At 60.0% G+C, this 16,456-nt stretch carries 16 protein-coding genes; 11 read left to right on the top strand and 5 right to left on the bottom strand.

The window, feature by feature from the left end:
* The first annotated feature begins 50 nt into the window (after window positions 1-50).
* The 8 genes from cobU to GIW69_RS22420 all read left to right on the top strand — a co-directional run bounded on the left by cobU (window position 51) and on the right by GIW69_RS22420 (window position 5,432).
* Window positions 51-572 (top strand): bifunctional adenosylcobinamide kinase/adenosylcobinamide-phosphate guanylyltransferase, encoded by a 522-nt coding sequence (gene cobU, locus GIW69_RS22450; RefSeq protein WP_236484957.1) that lies wholly within the window; start codon window positions 51-53, stop codon window positions 570-572.
* Window positions 569-1,624, top strand: coding sequence for a nicotinate-nucleotide--dimethylbenzimidazole phosphoribosyltransferase (cobT, locus tag GIW69_RS22445; protein WP_236484956.1), 1,056 nt, complete (start codon window positions 569-571; stop codon window positions 1,622-1,624). The genes cobU and cobT overlap by 4 nt, the downstream gene beginning before the upstream one ends.
* Window positions 1,621-2,190: an alpha-ribazole phosphatase family protein gene (gene cobC / locus GIW69_RS22440; RefSeq protein ID WP_236484955.1), complete on the top strand. Its 570-nt coding sequence runs from the start codon at window positions 1,621-1,623 to the stop codon at window positions 2,188-2,190. Before cobT ends, cobC begins: the two co-directional genes overlap by 4 nt.
* A gap of 1 nt (window position 2,191) precedes the next feature.
* The gene (locus tag GIW69_RS22435) at window positions 2,192-2,914 is read left to right on the top strand and encodes an adenosylcobinamide-GDP ribazoletransferase (protein WP_236484954.1); all 723 of its coding nucleotides are present in this window, start codon (window positions 2,192-2,194) and stop codon (window positions 2,912-2,914) included.
* A gap of 117 nt (window positions 2,915-3,031) precedes the next feature.
* Window positions 3,032-3,436, top strand: coding sequence for a MarR family winged helix-turn-helix transcriptional regulator (locus GIW69_RS22430; protein WP_236484953.1), 405 nt, complete (start codon window positions 3,032-3,034; stop codon window positions 3,434-3,436).
* A 52-nt stretch (window positions 3,437-3,488) separates the two neighbouring features.
* Entirely contained in the window at window positions 3,489-4,697 is a 1,209-nt protein-coding gene (locus tag GIW69_RS22425) for an MFS transporter (RefSeq protein ID WP_236484952.1), read from the top strand.
* Window positions 4,694-4,816, top strand: a complete 123-nt coding sequence (locus tag GIW69_RS26250) for a hypothetical protein (RefSeq protein ID WP_268945657.1) — start codon at window positions 4,694-4,696, stop codon at window positions 4,814-4,816. The genes GIW69_RS22425 and GIW69_RS26250 overlap by 4 nt, the downstream gene beginning before the upstream one ends.
* Before the next feature lie 55 nt (window positions 4,817-4,871).
* Window positions 4,872-5,432 (top strand): glutathione peroxidase, encoded by a 561-nt coding sequence (locus GIW69_RS22420; protein ID WP_236484951.1) that lies wholly within the window; start codon window positions 4,872-4,874, stop codon window positions 5,430-5,432.
* 83 nt (window positions 5,433-5,515) lie between these two features.
* On the opposite strand, the gene GIW69_RS22415 is transcribed toward GIW69_RS22420, so the two are convergent.
* From GIW69_RS22415 to GIW69_RS22405, 3 genes are all read right to left on the bottom strand, one after another.
* Window positions 5,516-6,787, bottom strand: a complete 1,272-nt coding sequence (locus GIW69_RS22415; RefSeq protein WP_236484950.1) for an outer membrane protein transport protein — start codon at window positions 6,785-6,787, stop codon at window positions 5,516-5,518.
* Between the two features lie 146 nt (window positions 6,788-6,933).
* Window positions 6,934-7,416: a hypothetical protein gene (locus tag GIW69_RS22410; RefSeq protein WP_236484949.1), complete on the bottom strand. Its 483-nt coding sequence runs from the start codon at window positions 7,414-7,416 to the stop codon at window positions 6,934-6,936.
* Window positions 7,417-7,690: 274 nt separating this feature from the next.
* The gene (locus GIW69_RS22405) at window positions 7,691-7,915 is read right to left on the bottom strand and encodes a hypothetical protein (RefSeq protein WP_003214941.1); all 225 of its coding nucleotides are present in this window, start codon (window positions 7,913-7,915) and stop codon (window positions 7,691-7,693) included.
* A gap of 965 nt (window positions 7,916-8,880) precedes the next feature.
* Between GIW69_RS22405 and GIW69_RS22400 the strand changes: the two genes are divergently transcribed.
* Both GIW69_RS22400 and GIW69_RS22395 read left to right on the top strand, forming a co-directional pair.
* Window positions 8,881-9,204, top strand: a complete 324-nt coding sequence (locus GIW69_RS22400; RefSeq protein ID WP_236484948.1) for an SEL1-like repeat protein — start codon at window positions 8,881-8,883, stop codon at window positions 9,202-9,204.
* Between the two features lie 175 nt (window positions 9,205-9,379).
* Entirely contained in the window at window positions 9,380-10,744 is a 1,365-nt protein-coding gene (locus GIW69_RS22395; protein WP_236484973.1) for a DNA recombination protein RmuC, read from the top strand.
* A gap of 46 nt (window positions 10,745-10,790) precedes the next feature.
* On the opposite strand, the gene GIW69_RS22390 is transcribed toward GIW69_RS22395, so the two are convergent.
* Both GIW69_RS22390 and GIW69_RS22385 read right to left on the bottom strand, forming a co-directional pair.
* Complete coding sequence (locus GIW69_RS22390) at window positions 10,791-14,261, bottom strand: hybrid sensor histidine kinase/response regulator (RefSeq protein WP_236484947.1); 3,471 nt, start codon at window positions 14,259-14,261, stop codon at window positions 10,791-10,793.
* Window positions 14,262-14,587: 326 nt separating this feature from the next.
* A complete protein-coding gene (locus GIW69_RS22385) occupies window positions 14,588-15,130 on the bottom strand; it encodes a TetR/AcrR family transcriptional regulator (protein WP_236484946.1) in 543 nt (180 codons plus the stop codon).
* Between the two features lie 91 nt (window positions 15,131-15,221).
* Here GIW69_RS22385 and GIW69_RS22380 point away from each other — a divergent pair, with 91 nt between their 5' ends.
* Window positions 15,222-16,424 (top strand): MFS transporter, encoded by a 1,203-nt coding sequence (locus GIW69_RS22380; protein WP_236484945.1) that lies wholly within the window; start codon window positions 15,222-15,224, stop codon window positions 16,422-16,424.
* The last annotated feature ends 32 nt before the right edge of the window (window positions 16,425-16,456 follow it).

Genomic DNA, 16,456 nt, shown 5'->3' with positions numbered 1-16,456 from the left:
CTTGCCAGCGATAGCGTCAGTCGCCTCACCACCATTTTATGGAAGTGCCAATGCTCCAACTGATCCTCGGCGGCGCCCGTTCCGGCAAAAGTCGCCTGGCTGAAAAACTCGCCAGCGACAGCCTGCTCGCGGTCACTTACATCGCCACGAGCCAACCGCTGGACGGCGAGATGAACGCGCGCGTCGCTCACCATCGTGCCCGTCGTCCGGCCGAGTGGGCGCTGATCGAGGAGCCACTGGAACTGGCCCGCGTCCTGCGCGAAAACGCCGGCGCCGAGCGCTGCCTGCTGGTGGATTGCCTGACGCTGTGGCTGACCAATCTGCTGATGCTCGACGACGCCGAGCGCCTTGCCGCCGAGCGTGAATCCCTGCTGGACTGCCTGGCGACGCTGCCGGGTGAAATCATTTTTGTCAGCAACGAGACCGGAATGGGTGTCGTGCCACTGGGCGAATTGACTCGCCGCTATGTCGATGAAGCCGGTTGGCTGCATCAAGCTCTTGCCGAGCGCTGTCAGCGCGTTGTCCTGACCGTCGCCGGCCTGCCCCTGACTTTGAAAGGAACTGCGTTATGACCCAAGCCTGGTGGCTGAATCCGTGCCAACCGGTGAATGCCGATGCCCTTGAGCAAGCAGCGGCGCGACAACAGCAACTGACCAAGCCGGCCGGTTCGCTTGGCCGGCTGGAAAGTGTAGCGGTGCAATTGGCCGGGTTGCAGGGGCAGGTCAAACCTCGGCTCGATGGCGTATGGATCGCAATATTCGCAGGCGATCACGGCGTGGTAGCCGAAGGTGTTTCGGCGTATCCGCAGGAAGTCACCGGGCAGATGCTGCTTAATTTCGTCAGCGGCGGCGCGGCGATCAGCGTGCTGGCGCGTCAACTCGGCGCGCAGTTGGAAGTGGTGGATCTGGGCACGGTGACGGCGTCGTTGAATCTACCGGGCGTGCGTCATTTGAACATCGGCCCGGGCACGGCAAATTTCGTCGAAGGTGCGGCGATGACCCAGGCCCAAGGCGAGCAGGCATTACAGGCGGGTCGCGACAGCGTCTTGCGTGCGAAAGCGACGGGCGCACAGTTGTTCATCGGTGGCGAAATGGGCATCGGCAACACCACCGCCGCCAGTGCGCTGGCCTGTACTTTGCTCGATTGCCCGGTGGCGCATCTGGCCGGCCCCGGCACCGGGCTGAACGCCCAAGGCGTCAGCCATAAGGTGAAAGTGATCGAGCGGGCGCTGGCGTTGCATGCGGGGCAACGTGGCGATGCGTTGCAGACGCTGTTCAATCTCGGCGGTTTCGAGGTTGCCGCGCTGGTCGGCGCTTACCTTGCCTGTGCGCAGGAAGGCGTTGCGGTGCTGGTCGACGGTTTCATCTGCACAGTTGCCGCGCTGGTGGCGGTGCGCTTGAGTCCGGACTGCCGCGAATGGCTGCTGTTCGGTCATCGCGGCGCCGAGCCGGGTCATCGCCACGTACTGGAAGCGCTGAAAGCCGAACCGCTGCTGGAACTCGGCCTGCGTCTGGGTGAGGGCAGCGGTGCAGCGTTGGCGGTGCCGCTGCTGCGCCTGGCGTGCGACCTGCACGGGCAGATGGCGACGTTCGCCGAAGCGGCCGTGGCGGATCGTCCGGCATGATCCTGCACCTGTTGCGTCACGGTGAAACCGAACTCGGTGGTGGGCTGCGTGGCAGTCTCGACGATGCGTTGACCGAGCTGGGTTGGGCGCAAATGCGCGCGGCGGTGATAAAGCAGGGGCCGTGGGATCGTCTGGTCAGTTCGCCGTTGCAGCGATGCGCGCTGTTTGCCCATGAACTTGGCGAGCAACTCGGTCTGTCGGTTCAGCTGGACAAAGATTTGCAGGAGCTGCACTTCGGCGCGTGGGAAGGGCAGAGCGCAGCAGCGTTGATGGAAACCGATGCCGAAGGCTTGGGCTTGTTTTGGGCTGATCCTTATTCGTATACGCCGCCGCAGGGCGAGCCGGTCGGCAAGTTCCGCGCTCGGGTGCTCGACGCTGTCGCTCGGCTGCACGCAACCTATGCTGGCGAGCGCGTGTTGTTGGTCAGCCATGGCGGTGTCATGCGGTTGTTGCTGGCACAGGCACGCGGTTTGCCACGAGAGCAGTTGCTCAATGTCGAAGTCGGCCATGGCGCTCTGTTTGCACTGGCGGTGGACGCCGATGGATCGCTCAGGGAAGTGTGCTGACATGCTGCCACTGTGGATCGCCCTGCAATTTCTCAGCAGCCTGCCGATTCGATTGCCGGGGATGCCGGAGCCTGAGGCGCTCGGACGTTCACTGCTGTTTTATCCGCTGGTGGGATTGCTGTTCGGCTTGATGCTGTGGGCGCTGAATATGGCCTTGAGTGGCGCGCCGTTGCTGCTGCATGCGGCATTGCTGTTGACCGTGTGGGTACTGCTCAGCGGCGCACTGCACCTCGATGGCCTGGCCGACAGCGCGGATGCCTGGCTTGGCGGCTTCGGTGATCGCGAGCGCACGCTGACGATCATGAAGGATCCCCGCAGCGGGCCGATGGCGGTGGTGACGCTGGTGTTGGTGTTGCTGCTGAAATTCTGCGCGCTGCTGGCGTTGATCGAGCAGCAGCACGGCGTCTTGTTGCTCGTTGTGCCATTGCTGGGACGGGCGTCGTTGCTCGGATTGTTCTTGACCACGCCGTATGTGCGGCCCGGCGGATTGGGTCAGGCATTGGCCGATCATCTGCCGCGCAAGGCGGGGTGGTGGGTGCTGGGGCTGAGTGCGCTTTTTTGCGTGCTGATCGGTGGTGTCGTTGCGGTCGTCGTGGCACTCGGGATGTTTATTTGGCTGCGGCAGGTCATGATGCGGCGACTTGGCGGCACGACGGGGGACACGGCGGGCGCGCTGCTGGAATTGCTGGAGATGGCGGTGGTGGTGGGATTGGTGTTGGTCTGAAAGATTATTGCGCGATGGGCGTACGCCTTCGCGAGCAGGCCTGGAACACGCTGAAAATTATCCCGGAAAACTCACTTGTAACTTGATTTAACACAGTCGCGGGTATATACACGCATCATGCTTACCTCTCAGTGTTTGTGCACCAACCTGCGTCGCGCCGCGCGTGGCGTCAGCAGGCATTACGACGGCGCCCTCGATGGCTTCGGCATTAACGTTGCCCAGTATTCTTTGCTGTGCAATCTGCAGCGTCTGGATCAACCGAGTATTTCCGTACTGGCCGAGGCCATGGGACTTGATCGCAGCACTCTGGGCCGCAATCTGCGGGTGCTGGAAGGCGAGGGGCTGGTGGCGCTGGCCGAGGGCGAGGACATGCGCAATCGCATCGTCAAGCTTACCGAAATCGGCGAGCAACGGCTGGTGGCGGCACTGCCAGCCTGGGAAGCGGCGCAGCAGCGGTTAATTGATCGTCTGGGCGCCGAGAAGCGTGAAACCTTGCTGAAACTCTTGGACGAACTGGCTTAAGGCCGGTTTTTCCGACTTTAAGCGGGTATATACCCGCGAACGGAGAACAATAATGACAACAATGTGGCGTACGTGCGGTTGGGTGTTGCTGGGCAGTGCGCTGATTCTGGCATTGTCACTGGGCGTGAGGCACGGCTTTGGCCTGTTCCTGTCACCGATGAGCGCGCAGTTCGGCTGGGGCCGTGAGGTATTTGCCTTTGCCATCGCCCTGCAAAATCTGATCTGGGGCCTGGCCCAGCCGTTTACCGGTGCTCTGGCTGACCGCTTCGGCGCGGCAAAAGTGGTGTTGATTGGCGGCGTGCTCTATGCGATCGGTCTGGTGTGCATGGGCTTGTCCGATTCGGCGGTGACCCTGTCGTTGAGTGCTGGTCTGCTGATCGGTATCGGTCTGTCCGGCACATCGTTCTCGGTAATTCTCGGCGTGGTCGGCCGCGCCGTTCCGGTGGAAAAACGCAGCATGGGCATGGGCATCGCCAGCGCGGCCGGTTCTTTCGGCCAGTTCGCCATGCTGCCGGGCACATTGGGTCTGATTGGCTGGCTGGGCTGGTCGGCCGCATTGTTAGTGCTGGGTTTGCTGGTAGCCATGATTGTGCCGCTGGTGAGCATGCTCAAGGACAAGCCACTGCCCAACCTCGGGCACGAGCAAACCCTGTCCGAAGCATTACGCGAAGCGTGCTCGCATTCCGGTTTCTGGCTGTTGGCGTTCGGATTTTTTGTTTGCGGTTTTCAAGTGGTGTTCATTGGCGTGCATCTGCCGGCTTACCTGGTCGATCAGCACTTGCCGGCCACTGTCGGCACCACGGTGCTGGCGCTGATCGGGCTGTTCAATATCTTCGGCACCTACACTGCCGGCTGGTTGGGCGGACGCATGTCCAAGCCGCGCTTGCTGACTGGGCTGTACCTGTTGCGGGCGGTGGTGATTGGATTGTTCCTGTGGCTGCCGGTTACGACCATGTCGGCTTATCTGTTCGGCATGGCGATGGGCTTTTTGTGGTTGTCCACAGTGCCGTTGACCAACGGCACAGTCGCGACCTTGTTTGGTGTGCGCAACCTGTCCATGCTGGGTGGCATCGTGTTCCTGTTCCACCAGCTCGGCTCGTTCCTCGGCGGCTGGCTGGGCGGGGTGGTGTATGACCGAACCGGGAGTTATGACTTGATCTGGCAAGTGGCGATTCTCTTGAGCCTGTTGGCCGCTGCGCTGAACTGGCCGGTGCGTGAGCGTCCGGTCGAGCGTCTGCAAACCCGCGTGAGTCCGGCATGAACAGTCGATGGGCGCCAATCGCCATCACCGCACTCGGCGCCGCTTTGCTGGCGCTGGTGTGGTGGGGCTGGCATCAGGGCGGTCTCGCGTTGATGCAGTTGGGAATGGGCGCTTGCTAGTGGGCGCGGAGGGCGAGTAACGTCGGGTTTTGACGATTGCTCAAGGATGCCCGACATGCTCAAGCGCTGGTGTGCTGTTCCCGCGTTGCTGATGGCGTTGACCGGATTGGCCCAAGCGGCGGACTGTCCGGAACTGTTGCAAGGCTCGCTACCCAAACTGCGGGCCAAGGAATCTGTCGATTTGTGCCAGCGCTACGCCGACAAGCCGCTGGTGGTGGTCAACACCGCCAGCTTCTGCGGTTTCGCGCCGCAGTTCGAAGGTCTTGAGGCGCTCAATCAGCGCTACAAGGGGCAAGGACTGGAAGTGCTCGGCGTACCGTCCAACGATTTCAAGCAGGAATCCAAGGACAGCGCCGAGACTGCCAAGGTTTGTTACGCCAATTACGGCGTCACCTTCACCATGACCGAGCCACAGAAAGTTCGCGGCGACGATGCCATTCACCTGTTCCAGGTGATGGCCGCTCAGAGCAGCGCGCCAAAGTGGAATTTCTATAAATATGTAATCGACCGTCAGGGCAAGGTGATCGCCAACTTTTCCAGCCTGACCAAGCCCGATGATCCCGATTTCATCGCTGCGGTGGAAAAAGCGATCGCGTCCAAGCCATTGAAACCCTGATCGACGCCCACTAAAAAGCCCCGCCTCCCAAAAGGAATGCGGGGCTTTTTAGTGGGCGAGGGTATTAGCCTCGCCGTGCAGCATCAGAAGCGGTACGTAGCGCCGACACCGAAGCCGTTTGCCGAGTTTTCATACTTGGAGTTGTAAGTCTGGCCGCGATCGTTCTGGTTGCGGATATTGACCGACTCTTCCTTCAGGTACGAATAGGCGACGTCGATGGTCAGGTCGTCGGTTGGGCTCCAGCCGGCACCGACGCTGAAAATCGTGCGGTCGCCAGTCGGGATGCGCGGCGAACGGTCGACGTTGTTGGTTGGCGACTGATCGAGGGTCAGGCCGGTACGCAGTACCCATTCCTTGTTCAGCTGATACGAAGTACCGATGGCGTAGGCCCAGCTGTCATGCCAGTTCTGGTCTTCGGTGATCTCGCCAAACTGACCGGCCAGCGCAGGTTGCACGCCGGAGTTCTCGACGGTGATTTTCTCCAGCTGGCTCCAGCGAGTGAACGTGGTGCCGGCGTAGACATTCCAGCGGTCGTTGATCGCTTGAGTGACCGAGAGATCCACCGATTCAGGCGTGGTGATCTTCAGCGAAGCGTCGTACTTCTGGTTTGGGTTAAGGCCAATGGCGCCGAGCACGCCATAGTTGACCTTGGTGTGGCCTTCCAGCTTGTAGTCGACTTTGGAGTGATAAGTCAGACCCACGCGAGTGCTGTCGGTGGCTTGCACCAGCACGCCGATGTTGTAGCCCAGCGCGGTGTCGTCACCCTTGATCTTGACTTTGCCATCCGGCGCGGCCTGAGTGATCGACAAGTTGGATTCCAGCGAGCCGTCGATGCGGTTGATGGTTGGACCGAAACCGATCGACACCTTATCGTTGAAGGCGTAGCTGATGGTCGGCTGCATGGTGATGACTTGTACTTCGGACTTGCTGCCGAAGTAACGGCCGGCAAAGCCGTTTTCGTAGTCGGTAATCAGGCCGAACGGCACGTACACGCCGAAGCCGAATGCCCAGTGATCATCGATCGGCTTGACGTAGTAACCCATAGGTACGGAGGTGAAGGGCACCATGTCGCCTTTGTTGCTGCCGCCGTTCGGGCTGGAGCTACCGTCTTTGATGTCGGTCGAGGCGTCGAGGAAGGCTACACCACCGGTGACTTGTTCGCGCTTGATGCGCGACATGCCGGCAGGGTTGCCGTAAACAGTGCTGGCGTCATCGGCAGATGAAGATCGCCCGGCGTAACCAGTGCCCATGCCACTGATGCTGTGTTCGTTGATGGCAAAGCCAGCTGCGAAAATCTGAGTGGATGCCATGGCAACGGCGAGGCTAAGTGTGGTTTTGAGCATTACTTTTTTCATTATTAGAACTCCTGGTGATCACCGGGGCGAAAATTACCAACATTTTCGTTCCAGCGCTATAGCTCCAATGCCTTGAGTTAGAGCGGTTTTGTAGGACAATCCGACCAGAATTACGACCTGTTAAGCGATGTTGCGAAGCCGAGGGGTCAGCACGCGACCTGCTTCAGCGGTGAAACACAGGTCTGCCACGCGCAAGTGAAATCGCGCAGGCGTCCTTGGGGGTGAAACGTCTGACGCCAGATGCGCGCCATTCCCAGCAGATCATGCGCATCGGGCAGGGGGATGTTTTGTTCTTCGACCAGCAGCCATGCAATCGCCGTGGCGTAACGCAGGTTGACGGTCAATTCAAGGTGCGGGCCGCTGAGAAAGGCATGCTGACTGGCGAGGCCGCGAACCAGGCTGGCCCGCTCTGGATCCAGCGCCAGGTAGTCGTCCCAGAGAGCCTTATGGCGTTGCTCGCCGATGCGATAAAGGCCATGACCACGTCGGTCATGCAGGGCCGATCCGAGCGCGGACTGACTTGCTGCGATGCCCAGCAAAAGAGATTCGGCGGTTGCGCAATGGCGTCCCAGGTAAATCAATGTAGGACGGATCACATAGCGGCACAGTTCGCTGGCAGCGATACCCATAAAACCCTCGAAGACGCTGAATGGGCGGCGATACCTGAGGGGCCTTGGCAGCAGTGGATCGGTTCAGGCTCGCCGGAAGCGGATCACGCCGCTTGAGTTGAAGTGTAGTGTCATCTTGGTGATGTAAAGGACTGTTTTAACAATATTTTCGGTGTTCAGTTATAACCGTTATATCGGATCGTACTTAGGCAGAATTCTTCAAAGATGAAACATCGGGCAATAAAAAGCCCCGCTTTTAAGGCAGGGCTTCGGGGTTTTCAGCCTTCGCGAGCTGTCAGGCAACCAGCGCCTGACGGGTACGATCGATCACGGCCTGCAGCGGCTCGGCGCTGGAGTACTGATCGGGGTACAGGCGTTCGCTGTGACGAGCGATGCCATGTTCGTTGACCAGCGTGAAGCTGAAGCAGCCTTTGCGAGCGGCCATGATCAGGCAGTTCATTGGGGCAAAAGCATTGGTGAGGGTGCGAATGGCATCCTGAGTATGAATTTGAGTCGACATAATTATTGGTGTTCCTACAAATGACACGGATATGAACCGTGCAGCGTTAAAACGTTCCAGTAACGTCGACCACCATTGGTCGAACGAAGAACCCGACTGGAACAAAGCAGCCAGTTTGAAGCGCTAATAGTTTGGCGCGCTTGGGCTGGCAGGTAGGTACTTAGGAGGGCAGGCAACACATCAAGGGCAAAGGTTCTGGGCCCGGGGTGAAGATCCTGATCAATTTGCAGGCTGGTTCGGTCAGAGTAAGTGGTCTTCGCAACACCCTTTGCATTCAATTCAAAGGCAGTGCTGGTGCAAGATTTACCTGGAAACCATCGAGAGGTCGCTCCCGCTTTGTCGGTGGAGGCTTCTTTTTTCAGAAGGCTGACCGAGGGGGATGTGTTCGACCGGAATTGACTTTCAGCTTGGTACTAACGCCGCGAATACTAACGGATCGAAACTGCAAACGCAAACCTGTTTGCGAAAAGAGTTTTGCTGGCGCCATTTTTACCCGTGGCTCAAACCGGGCCGCCCCGTAATAGCCCTGAATCCGACCGGCGGTAGCCCGAATTCTTAGGGCTAGAGCGCGCATTCACCCGGCTTATCCCCAGGCAGCATGCTAAAACGACTTGAAAAGGCGCAGCCATATAACCCCATAACAGGTACTTGTGCACATTAGTTGCGCAGACAGTAACGCGACTGTCACAAACATCCTGACTCGGATGGCTGCCTGTAACGAAAGTTTAAGTCAATGAAAAACATCGCTTTTTTTTACTGGTGAAAAAATCGTCAGTTTGAGCGCGAGCCCCGCTCTGTAAGGCTTTGCGAGGTTTGAAGGGGTGTTGTCCACCGAGTTATCCACAGCTTCTGTGGATTGTCCCGAGCGCTTGCTCTAGCACGGGCGTGCCGGGTTTTTTTGGGGCTTTACCTGTAAGAAAAAAAGAGTAGAGTGGCGCGCCTTCCGATCTGTCCCACAGTGTTTTATGAAGTTTCGCTCAGTATCAGATTCTGTTACCTCCGAATCCCCTCGTGTTACCTCTCCAAAGTGGTTTTCCGTGCGCGTGGCCGAATGGCTTCTCGACAGCCCGCGCCTGAGCGAAAACCTCAATGCCAAGCACCTTGCCGGCCGCTTGCTCAAGCAACCGGCCCGGGAAGGCGTGGTGGCCGCGCAAAGCCGTCTCGGTCAGTTGATGTGCCGCGAATGTGGCAATGCCCGGGATCGCCGTATCGGCCAGGATCTTCTGCGCCAGGCCGCCCGTGCCGGTGATCGTCGCGCTCAGCAGGAACTCGGTCTGATCGAAGACTGAGCTGTCCAACACCTGGCGCCTTGGTTACCCTTCAGGCTTTATCGAATCGGCAGGAGTGGCTATGGCGATGGACTTGACCAGCATGTTGCTGGGGCTGGCGGGAGCGGGGCTGCCCTTGCTGGTATTGGCCTGGCAACTGCAGCGCCGCGCCAGTAACGGGCAAGCCGACATCGCACTGCTTGAAGAGCGACTGGCCATGGCGCAACTGGCTCAGGACGGCCTCAATGCGCAACTCGATGGCTGCCGCGATGAAATCGCCGACCTCGGCCAGGCCAACGCCACCAAGCAAGCGGATCTCGCGGCACTGCGCCGTGAAGTCGAACTGCTGCAGATCGAGCGTGATGATGCCCGTGACGCCTCCCACGCCTGGAACCTCGAACGCGCCAACAAGGAAGCCGAGCTGCGGCGCCTGGACTCGCAGAACGCCTCGCTGAACGCTGAGCTGCGCGAGCAGCAGGAAAGCCATCAGCAACGCCTCAACGACCTGCAAGGTTCCCGCGACGAGTTGCGCGCGCAGTTCGCCGAGCTGGCCGGGAAGATCTTCGACGAGCGCGAGCAGCGTTTTGCCGAAACCAGCCAGCAACGCCTTGGACAGCTGCTTGATCCGCTGAAAGAACGCATCCAGTCCTTTGAAAAACGCGTCGAAGAAAGTTACCAGGCCGAAGCCCGCGAGCGCTTTTCGCTGGCCAAGGAGCTTGAGCGCCTGCAAGCACTGAACCTGCGCCTGAGCGACGAGGCGACCAACCTGACGCGCGCCTTGAAAGGTCAGAAAACCCAAGGCAACTGGGGCGAGCTGATCCTTGAGCGGGTTCTGGAACACGCCGGTCTTGAAAAGGGTCGCGAGTACCAGACCCAGGTCAACCTCAAAGGCCCGGACGGCGAACGTTTCCAGCCTGACGTCATCATTTATCTGCCGGGCGACAAGCAGGTGGTGGTCGACTCCAAAGTCAGCCTGACGGCGTACCAGCAATACGTTGCCGCGGATGACGACGACATCGCCCAAATCGCGATCAAGCAGCACGTGCTGTCGCTGCGCAGTCACGTCAAAGGCCTGGCCGGCAAGGATTACAAACGCCTGGAAGGCTTGCACAGTCTGGATTTCGTCTTGCTGTTCGTCCCGATCGAAGCGGCGTTTTCCGCCGCGCTGCAGGCCGAGCCGACGCTGTTCCAGGAAGCGTTCGACCGCAACATTGTGATCGTCAGCCCGACCACGTTGCTGGCGACCTTGCGGGTGATCGATAGCCTTTGGAAGCAGGAGCGCCAGAGCCAGAACGCCCGGGAAATCGCCGAACGCGCCGGGTGGCTGTATGACAAGTTCGTGTTGTTCATCCAGGATCTGGACGAGGTCGGTAATCGTCTGCAACAGCTGGATAAGGCTTACAGCTCGGCGCGGAACAAACTGACAGAGGGGCGCGGCAATCTGGTCAGCCGCAGCGAGCAGCTCAAATTGCTCGGTGCGCGGGCGAGCAAGAGTTTGCCCGCGGATCTGTTGGAGCGGGCGATGACTGATGTCGATGGCTTGGTTGAACTGCCTGAGTAGCTGAACATTTGCGCGAGCAGGCGTTGGTTGCCTTGTCGCACAATCTTTACAGCGGCAAATACCGACTCAACAACGCTCGCAACGCCGCTGGCTTCACTGGTTTGGCCAGATAATCCAGCCCTGCGGCGTGCACTCTGGCCACGGTTTCCGGGTGGCCATCGGCACTGATGACAACCCCTGGCACCGGCTCGCCCAGGCTGGTTCTCAGCCACGCCATCAATTCGGTGCCGGTGTCGCCGTGATCCAGGTGATAGTCCACCAGCGCCAATTGCGGGCGCACGCCATCGGCCAGCAGCGCCGCGCACTCGTCACGATTGCGCGCCGTCCATACCTGACAGCCCCAGCGGCTCAACAGGCTGTTCATGCCGATCAGAATGCTGTCCTCATTGTCGATGCATAGCACTTGCGCGCCGCCCAGCAATTTGCCGTTGAGTTCGACCGGTGCACTCTGTGTAACGGCCTGCGTTCCGGCTAATGGCACGCTGACGCTGAACACGCTGCCTCGCCCCGGCCATGAACGTACGCGCAAGGTATGTCCGAGCACGCGACATAAACCATCGGCAATTGCCAAACCCAGTCCCAGGCCTTTCTCGGCGCGCGTCTGATGGCTGTCGAGGCGTTTGAACTCCTCGAAAATCACTTTCTGTTTATCTTCCGGAATGCCCGGGCCGCGATCCCAGACTTCCAGGCACAACTCTCCCGAACGGTGACGCACGCCCAACAACACCGGGCCTTTGGCGTAACGAAAGGCGTTGGTGAGAAAGTTTTGCAGAATCCGTCGCAGCAGTTTGATGTCGCTGTCGATGCGCAAATTGCTGCCGCGCACGCGGAACGACAGGCCTTGCTCGTGAGCCAGCGCTTTGAATTCGGCACCGAGAATGTCGAACAGCTCGTTAAGCGCGAACGGCTTGCGATCCGGGTTGATCTTGCCGTTTTCCAGGCGGGAAATGTCCAGCAAATCGCTGATCAGGTCTTCCGCCGAGCGCAACGAGCTGTCGAGATGTTGCACCAGTTTTTGCGCCTCGCCGCTCAGGCCATCGTCCTGATGGGAGAGGGCGGCGGAAAACAGCCGCGCGGCGTTCAGCGGTTGCATCAGGTCATGGCTGACGGCCGCGAGGAAGCGGGTTTTAGACTGGTTGGCGGCTTCGGCGGTGCCCTTGGCCTCGGTCAACGCGACGTTGAGTTGAGATAATTCCTGTGTCCGCTCGCTGACCCGTTGCTCCAGTCCTTCGTTGGCCTCGGTCAGCGCCTGCTCGGCTTCGCGGAACGCTGTAATGTCGGTAAAACTCATGACGAAACCGCCCCCGGGCATTGGGTTGCCGATCAGCTCAATCACGCGACCATTGGGGAACAGGCGTTCAGACGTGTGCGCGCGGCCCTGACGCATCCAGTGCAGGCGCCGGGCAACGTGGACTTCCGCCTCGCCGGGCCCGCACAAGCCGCGTTCGGCGTTGTAGCGAATGATGTCGGCAATCGGCCGGCCGACGCTGATCAAGCCGTCCGGGTAGTTGAACAGCTCCAGATAACGTCGATTCCAGGCCACCAGTTTCAGCGATTGATCGACCACGCTGATGCCTTGGGTGATGTTTTCAATCGCCCCTTGCAGCAACGCGCGGTTGAATTGCAGCACCTCCGAGGCTTCGTCGGCGATCCGAACCACATCCTCCAGCTGCATTTCCCGACCTTCAATCGCGGCTTTTACTACAGCCCGAGTCGAAGAAGCGCCAAGCACGCCGGCCAACAATCGCTCGGTGTGAGCGATCCATTCACCGTCGGCATTCTGATTGGGGTTAAAGCCCTTTCCTTGGCGATAGGCGAAGCGGATGAAGCTCTGGCGCGCGCGTTCTTCACCGACAAACCGTGCGGCCAGTTGCAGCAGATCGTCGATTTGCACCGCGAGCATTGAGCGGGCGCTCGGGCGCGCACTGATTTCCTGGCCGATGAAACGGCCGGCCTGCCAGTGCTCCGAAACGCGCGTGCGGGACAATACCGACACCCAGGCGAACAACGTGAAATTACCCGCCAGCGACAACACCACGCCTTGGGTCAGCGGCGAAATCGGCAAGTCCAGGGGGTTGCTGTGCAGCCAGGCCAGCCCTGGGAAGCTGCTCAGCGACCAGCCAAGACTGTGGGCGGCAATCGGCAGGACCAGCGTGTAAAACCACAAAAACGTACCGGCGGCGAGACCGGCGAAAACGCCTCGGCGGTTGGCTTGTTTCCAGTACAGCGCGCCAGCCATGGCGGGCGCGAGTTGGGTGACGGCGGCGAAAGCGATCTGGCCGATGGTCGCCAGGCTGGCGGTAGAGCCGAGCAGTCGATAGGCCACATAGGCCAACAGCAAAATAACCACGATGCTCACGCGGCGCACCGAGAGCATCCACTGGCGGAACACTTCGAAAGGGCGCTCGGCATTGTTGCGGCGCAACAGCCACGGCAGCAGCATGTCGTTGGACACCATGGTCGACAGCGCGACACTGGCGACGATTACCATGCCTGTGGCCGCCGATGCGCCGCCGATAAACGCCAGCAGCGCCAGTGCCGGATGCGCCTCGGCAAGCGGCAGGCTGATGACGAAAGAGTCAGGAATAACGGAGCTTGGCAACAACATCTGACCGGCGAGGGCGATCGGGACTACAAACAATGCGGCCAGCGCGAGGTAGGCCGGGAACACCCACTTGGCCAGGCGCAAATCCTGCGGATCGATATTCTCTACCACGGTGACGTGAAATTGCCGAGGCAGGCAGATGATCGCCATCATCGCTACGCCGGTCTGCACCACCATTGATGGCCAATTAATGGTTTCTTTCCAGTATTCCTCCAGGCGCGGGGCGAGCATGGCCTGATTGAACAGATCGTCGAAACCGTCATAGAGGCCATAGGTGACGAAAGCGCCGACGGCGAGAAACGCGAATAGCTTGACCAGTGATTCAAAGGCAATCGCCAGCACCATGCCTCGGTGGTGTTCGGTGGCGTCGAGGTTGCGCGTGCCGAACACAATAGTGAACAAGGCCAGCACCAGCGACACGATCAGCGCCGTATCCTGCGCACGGGTGCCCATGGCGTCGGCGCCGGCACCGATCAGCAGGTTCACGCCAAGCACGATACCTTTGAGTTGCAGGGCAATGTAGGGCAGGACGCCGACCAGACAGATCAGCGCCACGACCACTGCCAGTGACTGGGATTTGCCATAACGCGCCGCAATGAAGTCGGCGATGGAGGTAATGTTCTCCTGCTTGCTGATCATCACCATTTTTTGCAGCACCCACGGCGCACCCACCAGCAGCAGGATCGGCCCGAGGTAAATCGGCAGAAATGACCACAACTGCTCGGCGGCCTGACCGACCGCGCCGAAAAATGTCCAACTCGTGCAATAGACCGCCAGTGACAAACTGTACACCCACGCACGCACACGCGGCGGCAGCGGTGCGCTGCGCCGGTCGCCGTAAAAGGCGATGGCGAACATGATGGCCATATAGGCCAGGGCGACGGCGGCGATCAGCCCGGTGGACAACGACATGAGCACTCCAGACAAAAGACAACCGGGACTCCCGCCCGGGCGGACAGTCTCGCACGAGTGCTGCGGTTAGTCAGTGTCGACCAAGGTCGTGGCGCGGCGGGGTGTCGCAGGTGTGGAACTGGCGGGTTTTTGCTGCGACCGAGCGGGCCTCATCGCTGGCAAGCCAGACTCCCACAGGGTATGGGTCGAATGCAGATTTGTGTACACCATTATCGGATCGGTGGTGAATGAGGTTTTTGTACACCACAAATCCTGAAGGGTCTGTGGTTAATGACATTTTTTGGACACCACAAATCCTGTGGGAGCCTGGCTTGCCAGCGAAGGCGTCAGTCCTGGCGCAACGCGATGTCGATCAGCCGATGCAATTCATCCACTTCCAGCGCCGCCGCCGAAAACAGAATGCGAAACACCACCGGCGCCACCACCAGGTTGATCAGCCGATCAACACTCGGAGCCGGCTCATCGGGATGTCGATCCACGATGGTCTGCAACTGCTCCCCAATGATCGCCACGCAAAACCCCGGCGTGGCGCTCGCCTGCACGTCACGCATCATGTTGCGGCCCGGCTCCGAGCTCATTTCGTCGAGGTATTGCTCGGCCCAGGCACGGACATCGCTGCGCAGGCTGCCGGTTTCTGCCGGATCGCTGTCGGGGCGCATGCGGGCGAGGGCGACATCTGCGAGCAAGGCCGCAAGATCGCCCCAGCGCCGATAGATCGTCGACGGCGTAACCCCCGCGCGCGCGGCGATTTGCGGCACAGTCACGGTTGAGCGCTCCTGTTCCTGCAGGAGCGTGCGGACTGCCGAATGAATCGACTCTTGCACCCGGGCACTGCGACCGCCCGGGCGTAAACCTTCTTTAATAGCCATGCGGCAGACCTTAACACAAAGAATTTGCTTTAAGAGCACGCCGCGAGCACACTCCGCAAAAGCAAAAAATTAGCTTTTGCGGAGTGTGCACATGACCGGCCCTGTTTCCAGCCCGACTTCAAATCGTTTCAACCTGTGGTTTCTGGCGATCACCTTACTCAGTTTTCTCGCCGCTTCCACCGCGCCGACGCCGTTGTATCACCTGTACCAGGATCACCTGCACTTCTCGGCAGCCGTGTTGACCCTGATCTTCGGCGTTTATGCCCTCAGCTTGTTGGCGGCGTTATTGACCGTCGGCTCATTGTCCGATCATCTGGGGCGCAAACCGGTGATCTTTACCGCTGTGCTGCTCAATGCGCTGGCGATGCTGCTGTTCATATATGCCGACAGCGTGGCCTGGCTGATCGGTGCGCGCGTGCTGCAAGGTTTTGCCACCGGCATGGCCACGGCGGTGCTAAGTGCAACGCTGCTGGACACCGACCGGCAACAAGGCCCGCTAATCAACAGCGTGGCGCCGCTGCTCGGCATGGCGCTGGGTGGCATGGGCTGCGGACTGTTGGCCGAATTCGCCCCGGCGCCACTGCAACTGACCTATTGGTTACTGTTCGCGTTGTTTGTGTTGCAGGCGTTGTCCGTCTGGAGGATGCCGGAAAGCGTCACGCCGCGGGCCGGCGCATGGGCGTCCCTGCGACCGACCTTGCATGTGCCGGCGCAAGCCCGCGCGACGTTATGGCGGGTGCTGCCGCTGAACATCGCGACCTGGGCGCTCGGTGGTTTTTACGCCTCACTGGCACCGTCGCTGGTGCGCGCAGCCACCGGTTCGACCTCCAATCTGATCGGCGGCGCGACAGTCTCGGCGTTGACCGTAACCGGTGCGCTGATGATCTTCACAATGCGCAATCGTCCCGCCAGCAAAGCCTTGCAACTGGGTGCCAGTTTGCTGCCGGTCGGTGTGGTGCTGATTCTGCTGGGTGTACACAGCGCCAGTCTGCCGGTGTTTTTCCTCGGAACCCTGGTCGCCGGTTGTGGGTTCGGCTCAGGCTTTCTCGGTGCAGTGCGCAGCTTGGTTCCGCTGGCCTTGCCCCATGAGCGAGCGGGCTTGATGTCGGCGTACTACGCGCTCAGTTACTTGGCGTTTTGCTTGCCGGCATTGCTGGCCGGATACCTGACCCGCAGTTTCGGATTGCTGAGCACCACTGACGGCTACGGCGCAGTGCTCATCGTGCTGGCAGTGGGCGCATTGCTGATCAGTCTGCGCCCGGTGGCAAAGAGCTGCCTTCAAGGCGATGTTTAAACGTTTATCGATACAATAGATAACAGATAGAG

Source organism: Pseudomonas syringae (assembly GCF_021605415.1).
In the GTDB taxonomy this organism is placed as follows: Bacteria; Pseudomonadota; Gammaproteobacteria; order Pseudomonadales; family Pseudomonadaceae; genus Aquipseudomonas; species Aquipseudomonas syringae_S.
This window is presented reverse-complemented; position numbering and strand designations above follow the sequence as displayed.

What these genes read in the sequence shown, in the direction of transcription:
- cobU (WP_236484957.1), top strand. Translation starts at nt 51, where the DNA reads ATGCTCCAACTGATCCTCGGCGGCGCCCGTTCCGGCAAAAGTCGCCTG.
- cobT (WP_236484956.1), top strand. Translation starts at nt 569, where the DNA reads ATGACCCAAGCCTGGTGGCTGAATCCGTGCCAACCGGTGAATGCCGAT.
- cobC (WP_236484955.1), top strand. Translation starts at nt 1,621, where the DNA reads ATGATCCTGCACCTGTTGCGTCACGGTGAAACCGAACTCGGTGGTGGG.
- GIW69_RS22435 (WP_236484954.1), top strand. Translation starts at nt 2,192, where the DNA reads ATGCTGCCACTGTGGATCGCCCTGCAATTTCTCAGCAGCCTGCCGATT.
- GIW69_RS22430 (WP_236484953.1), top strand. Translation starts at nt 3,032, where the DNA reads ATGCTTACCTCTCAGTGTTTGTGCACCAACCTGCGTCGCGCCGCGCGT.
- GIW69_RS22425 (WP_236484952.1), top strand. Translation starts at nt 3,489, where the DNA reads ATGACAACAATGTGGCGTACGTGCGGTTGGGTGTTGCTGGGCAGTGCG.
- GIW69_RS26250 (WP_268945657.1), top strand. Translation starts at nt 4,694, where the DNA reads ATGAACAGTCGATGGGCGCCAATCGCCATCACCGCACTCGGCGCCGCT.
- GIW69_RS22420 (WP_236484951.1), top strand. Translation starts at nt 4,872, where the DNA reads ATGCTCAAGCGCTGGTGTGCTGTTCCCGCGTTGCTGATGGCGTTGACC.
- GIW69_RS22415 (WP_236484950.1), bottom strand. Translation starts at nt 6,787, where the DNA reads ATGAAAAAAGTAATGCTCAAAACCACACTTAGCCTCGCCGTTGCCATG.
- GIW69_RS22410 (WP_236484949.1), bottom strand. Translation starts at nt 7,416, where the DNA reads ATGGGTATCGCTGCCAGCGAACTGTGCCGCTATGTGATCCGTCCTACA.
- GIW69_RS22405 (WP_003214941.1), bottom strand. Translation starts at nt 7,915, where the DNA reads ATGTCGACTCAAATTCATACTCAGGATGCCATTCGCACCCTCACCAAT.
- GIW69_RS22400 (WP_236484948.1), top strand. Translation starts at nt 8,881, where the DNA reads ATGAAGTTTCGCTCAGTATCAGATTCTGTTACCTCCGAATCCCCTCGT.
- GIW69_RS22390 (WP_236484947.1), bottom strand. Translation starts at nt 14,261, where the DNA reads ATGTCGTTGTCCACCGGGCTGATCGCCGCCGTCGCCCTGGCCTATATG.
- GIW69_RS22385 (WP_236484946.1), bottom strand. Translation starts at nt 15,130, where the DNA reads ATGGCTATTAAAGAAGGTTTACGCCCGGGCGGTCGCAGTGCCCGGGTG.
- GIW69_RS22380 (WP_236484945.1), top strand. Translation starts at nt 15,222, where the DNA reads ATGACCGGCCCTGTTTCCAGCCCGACTTCAAATCGTTTCAACCTGTGG.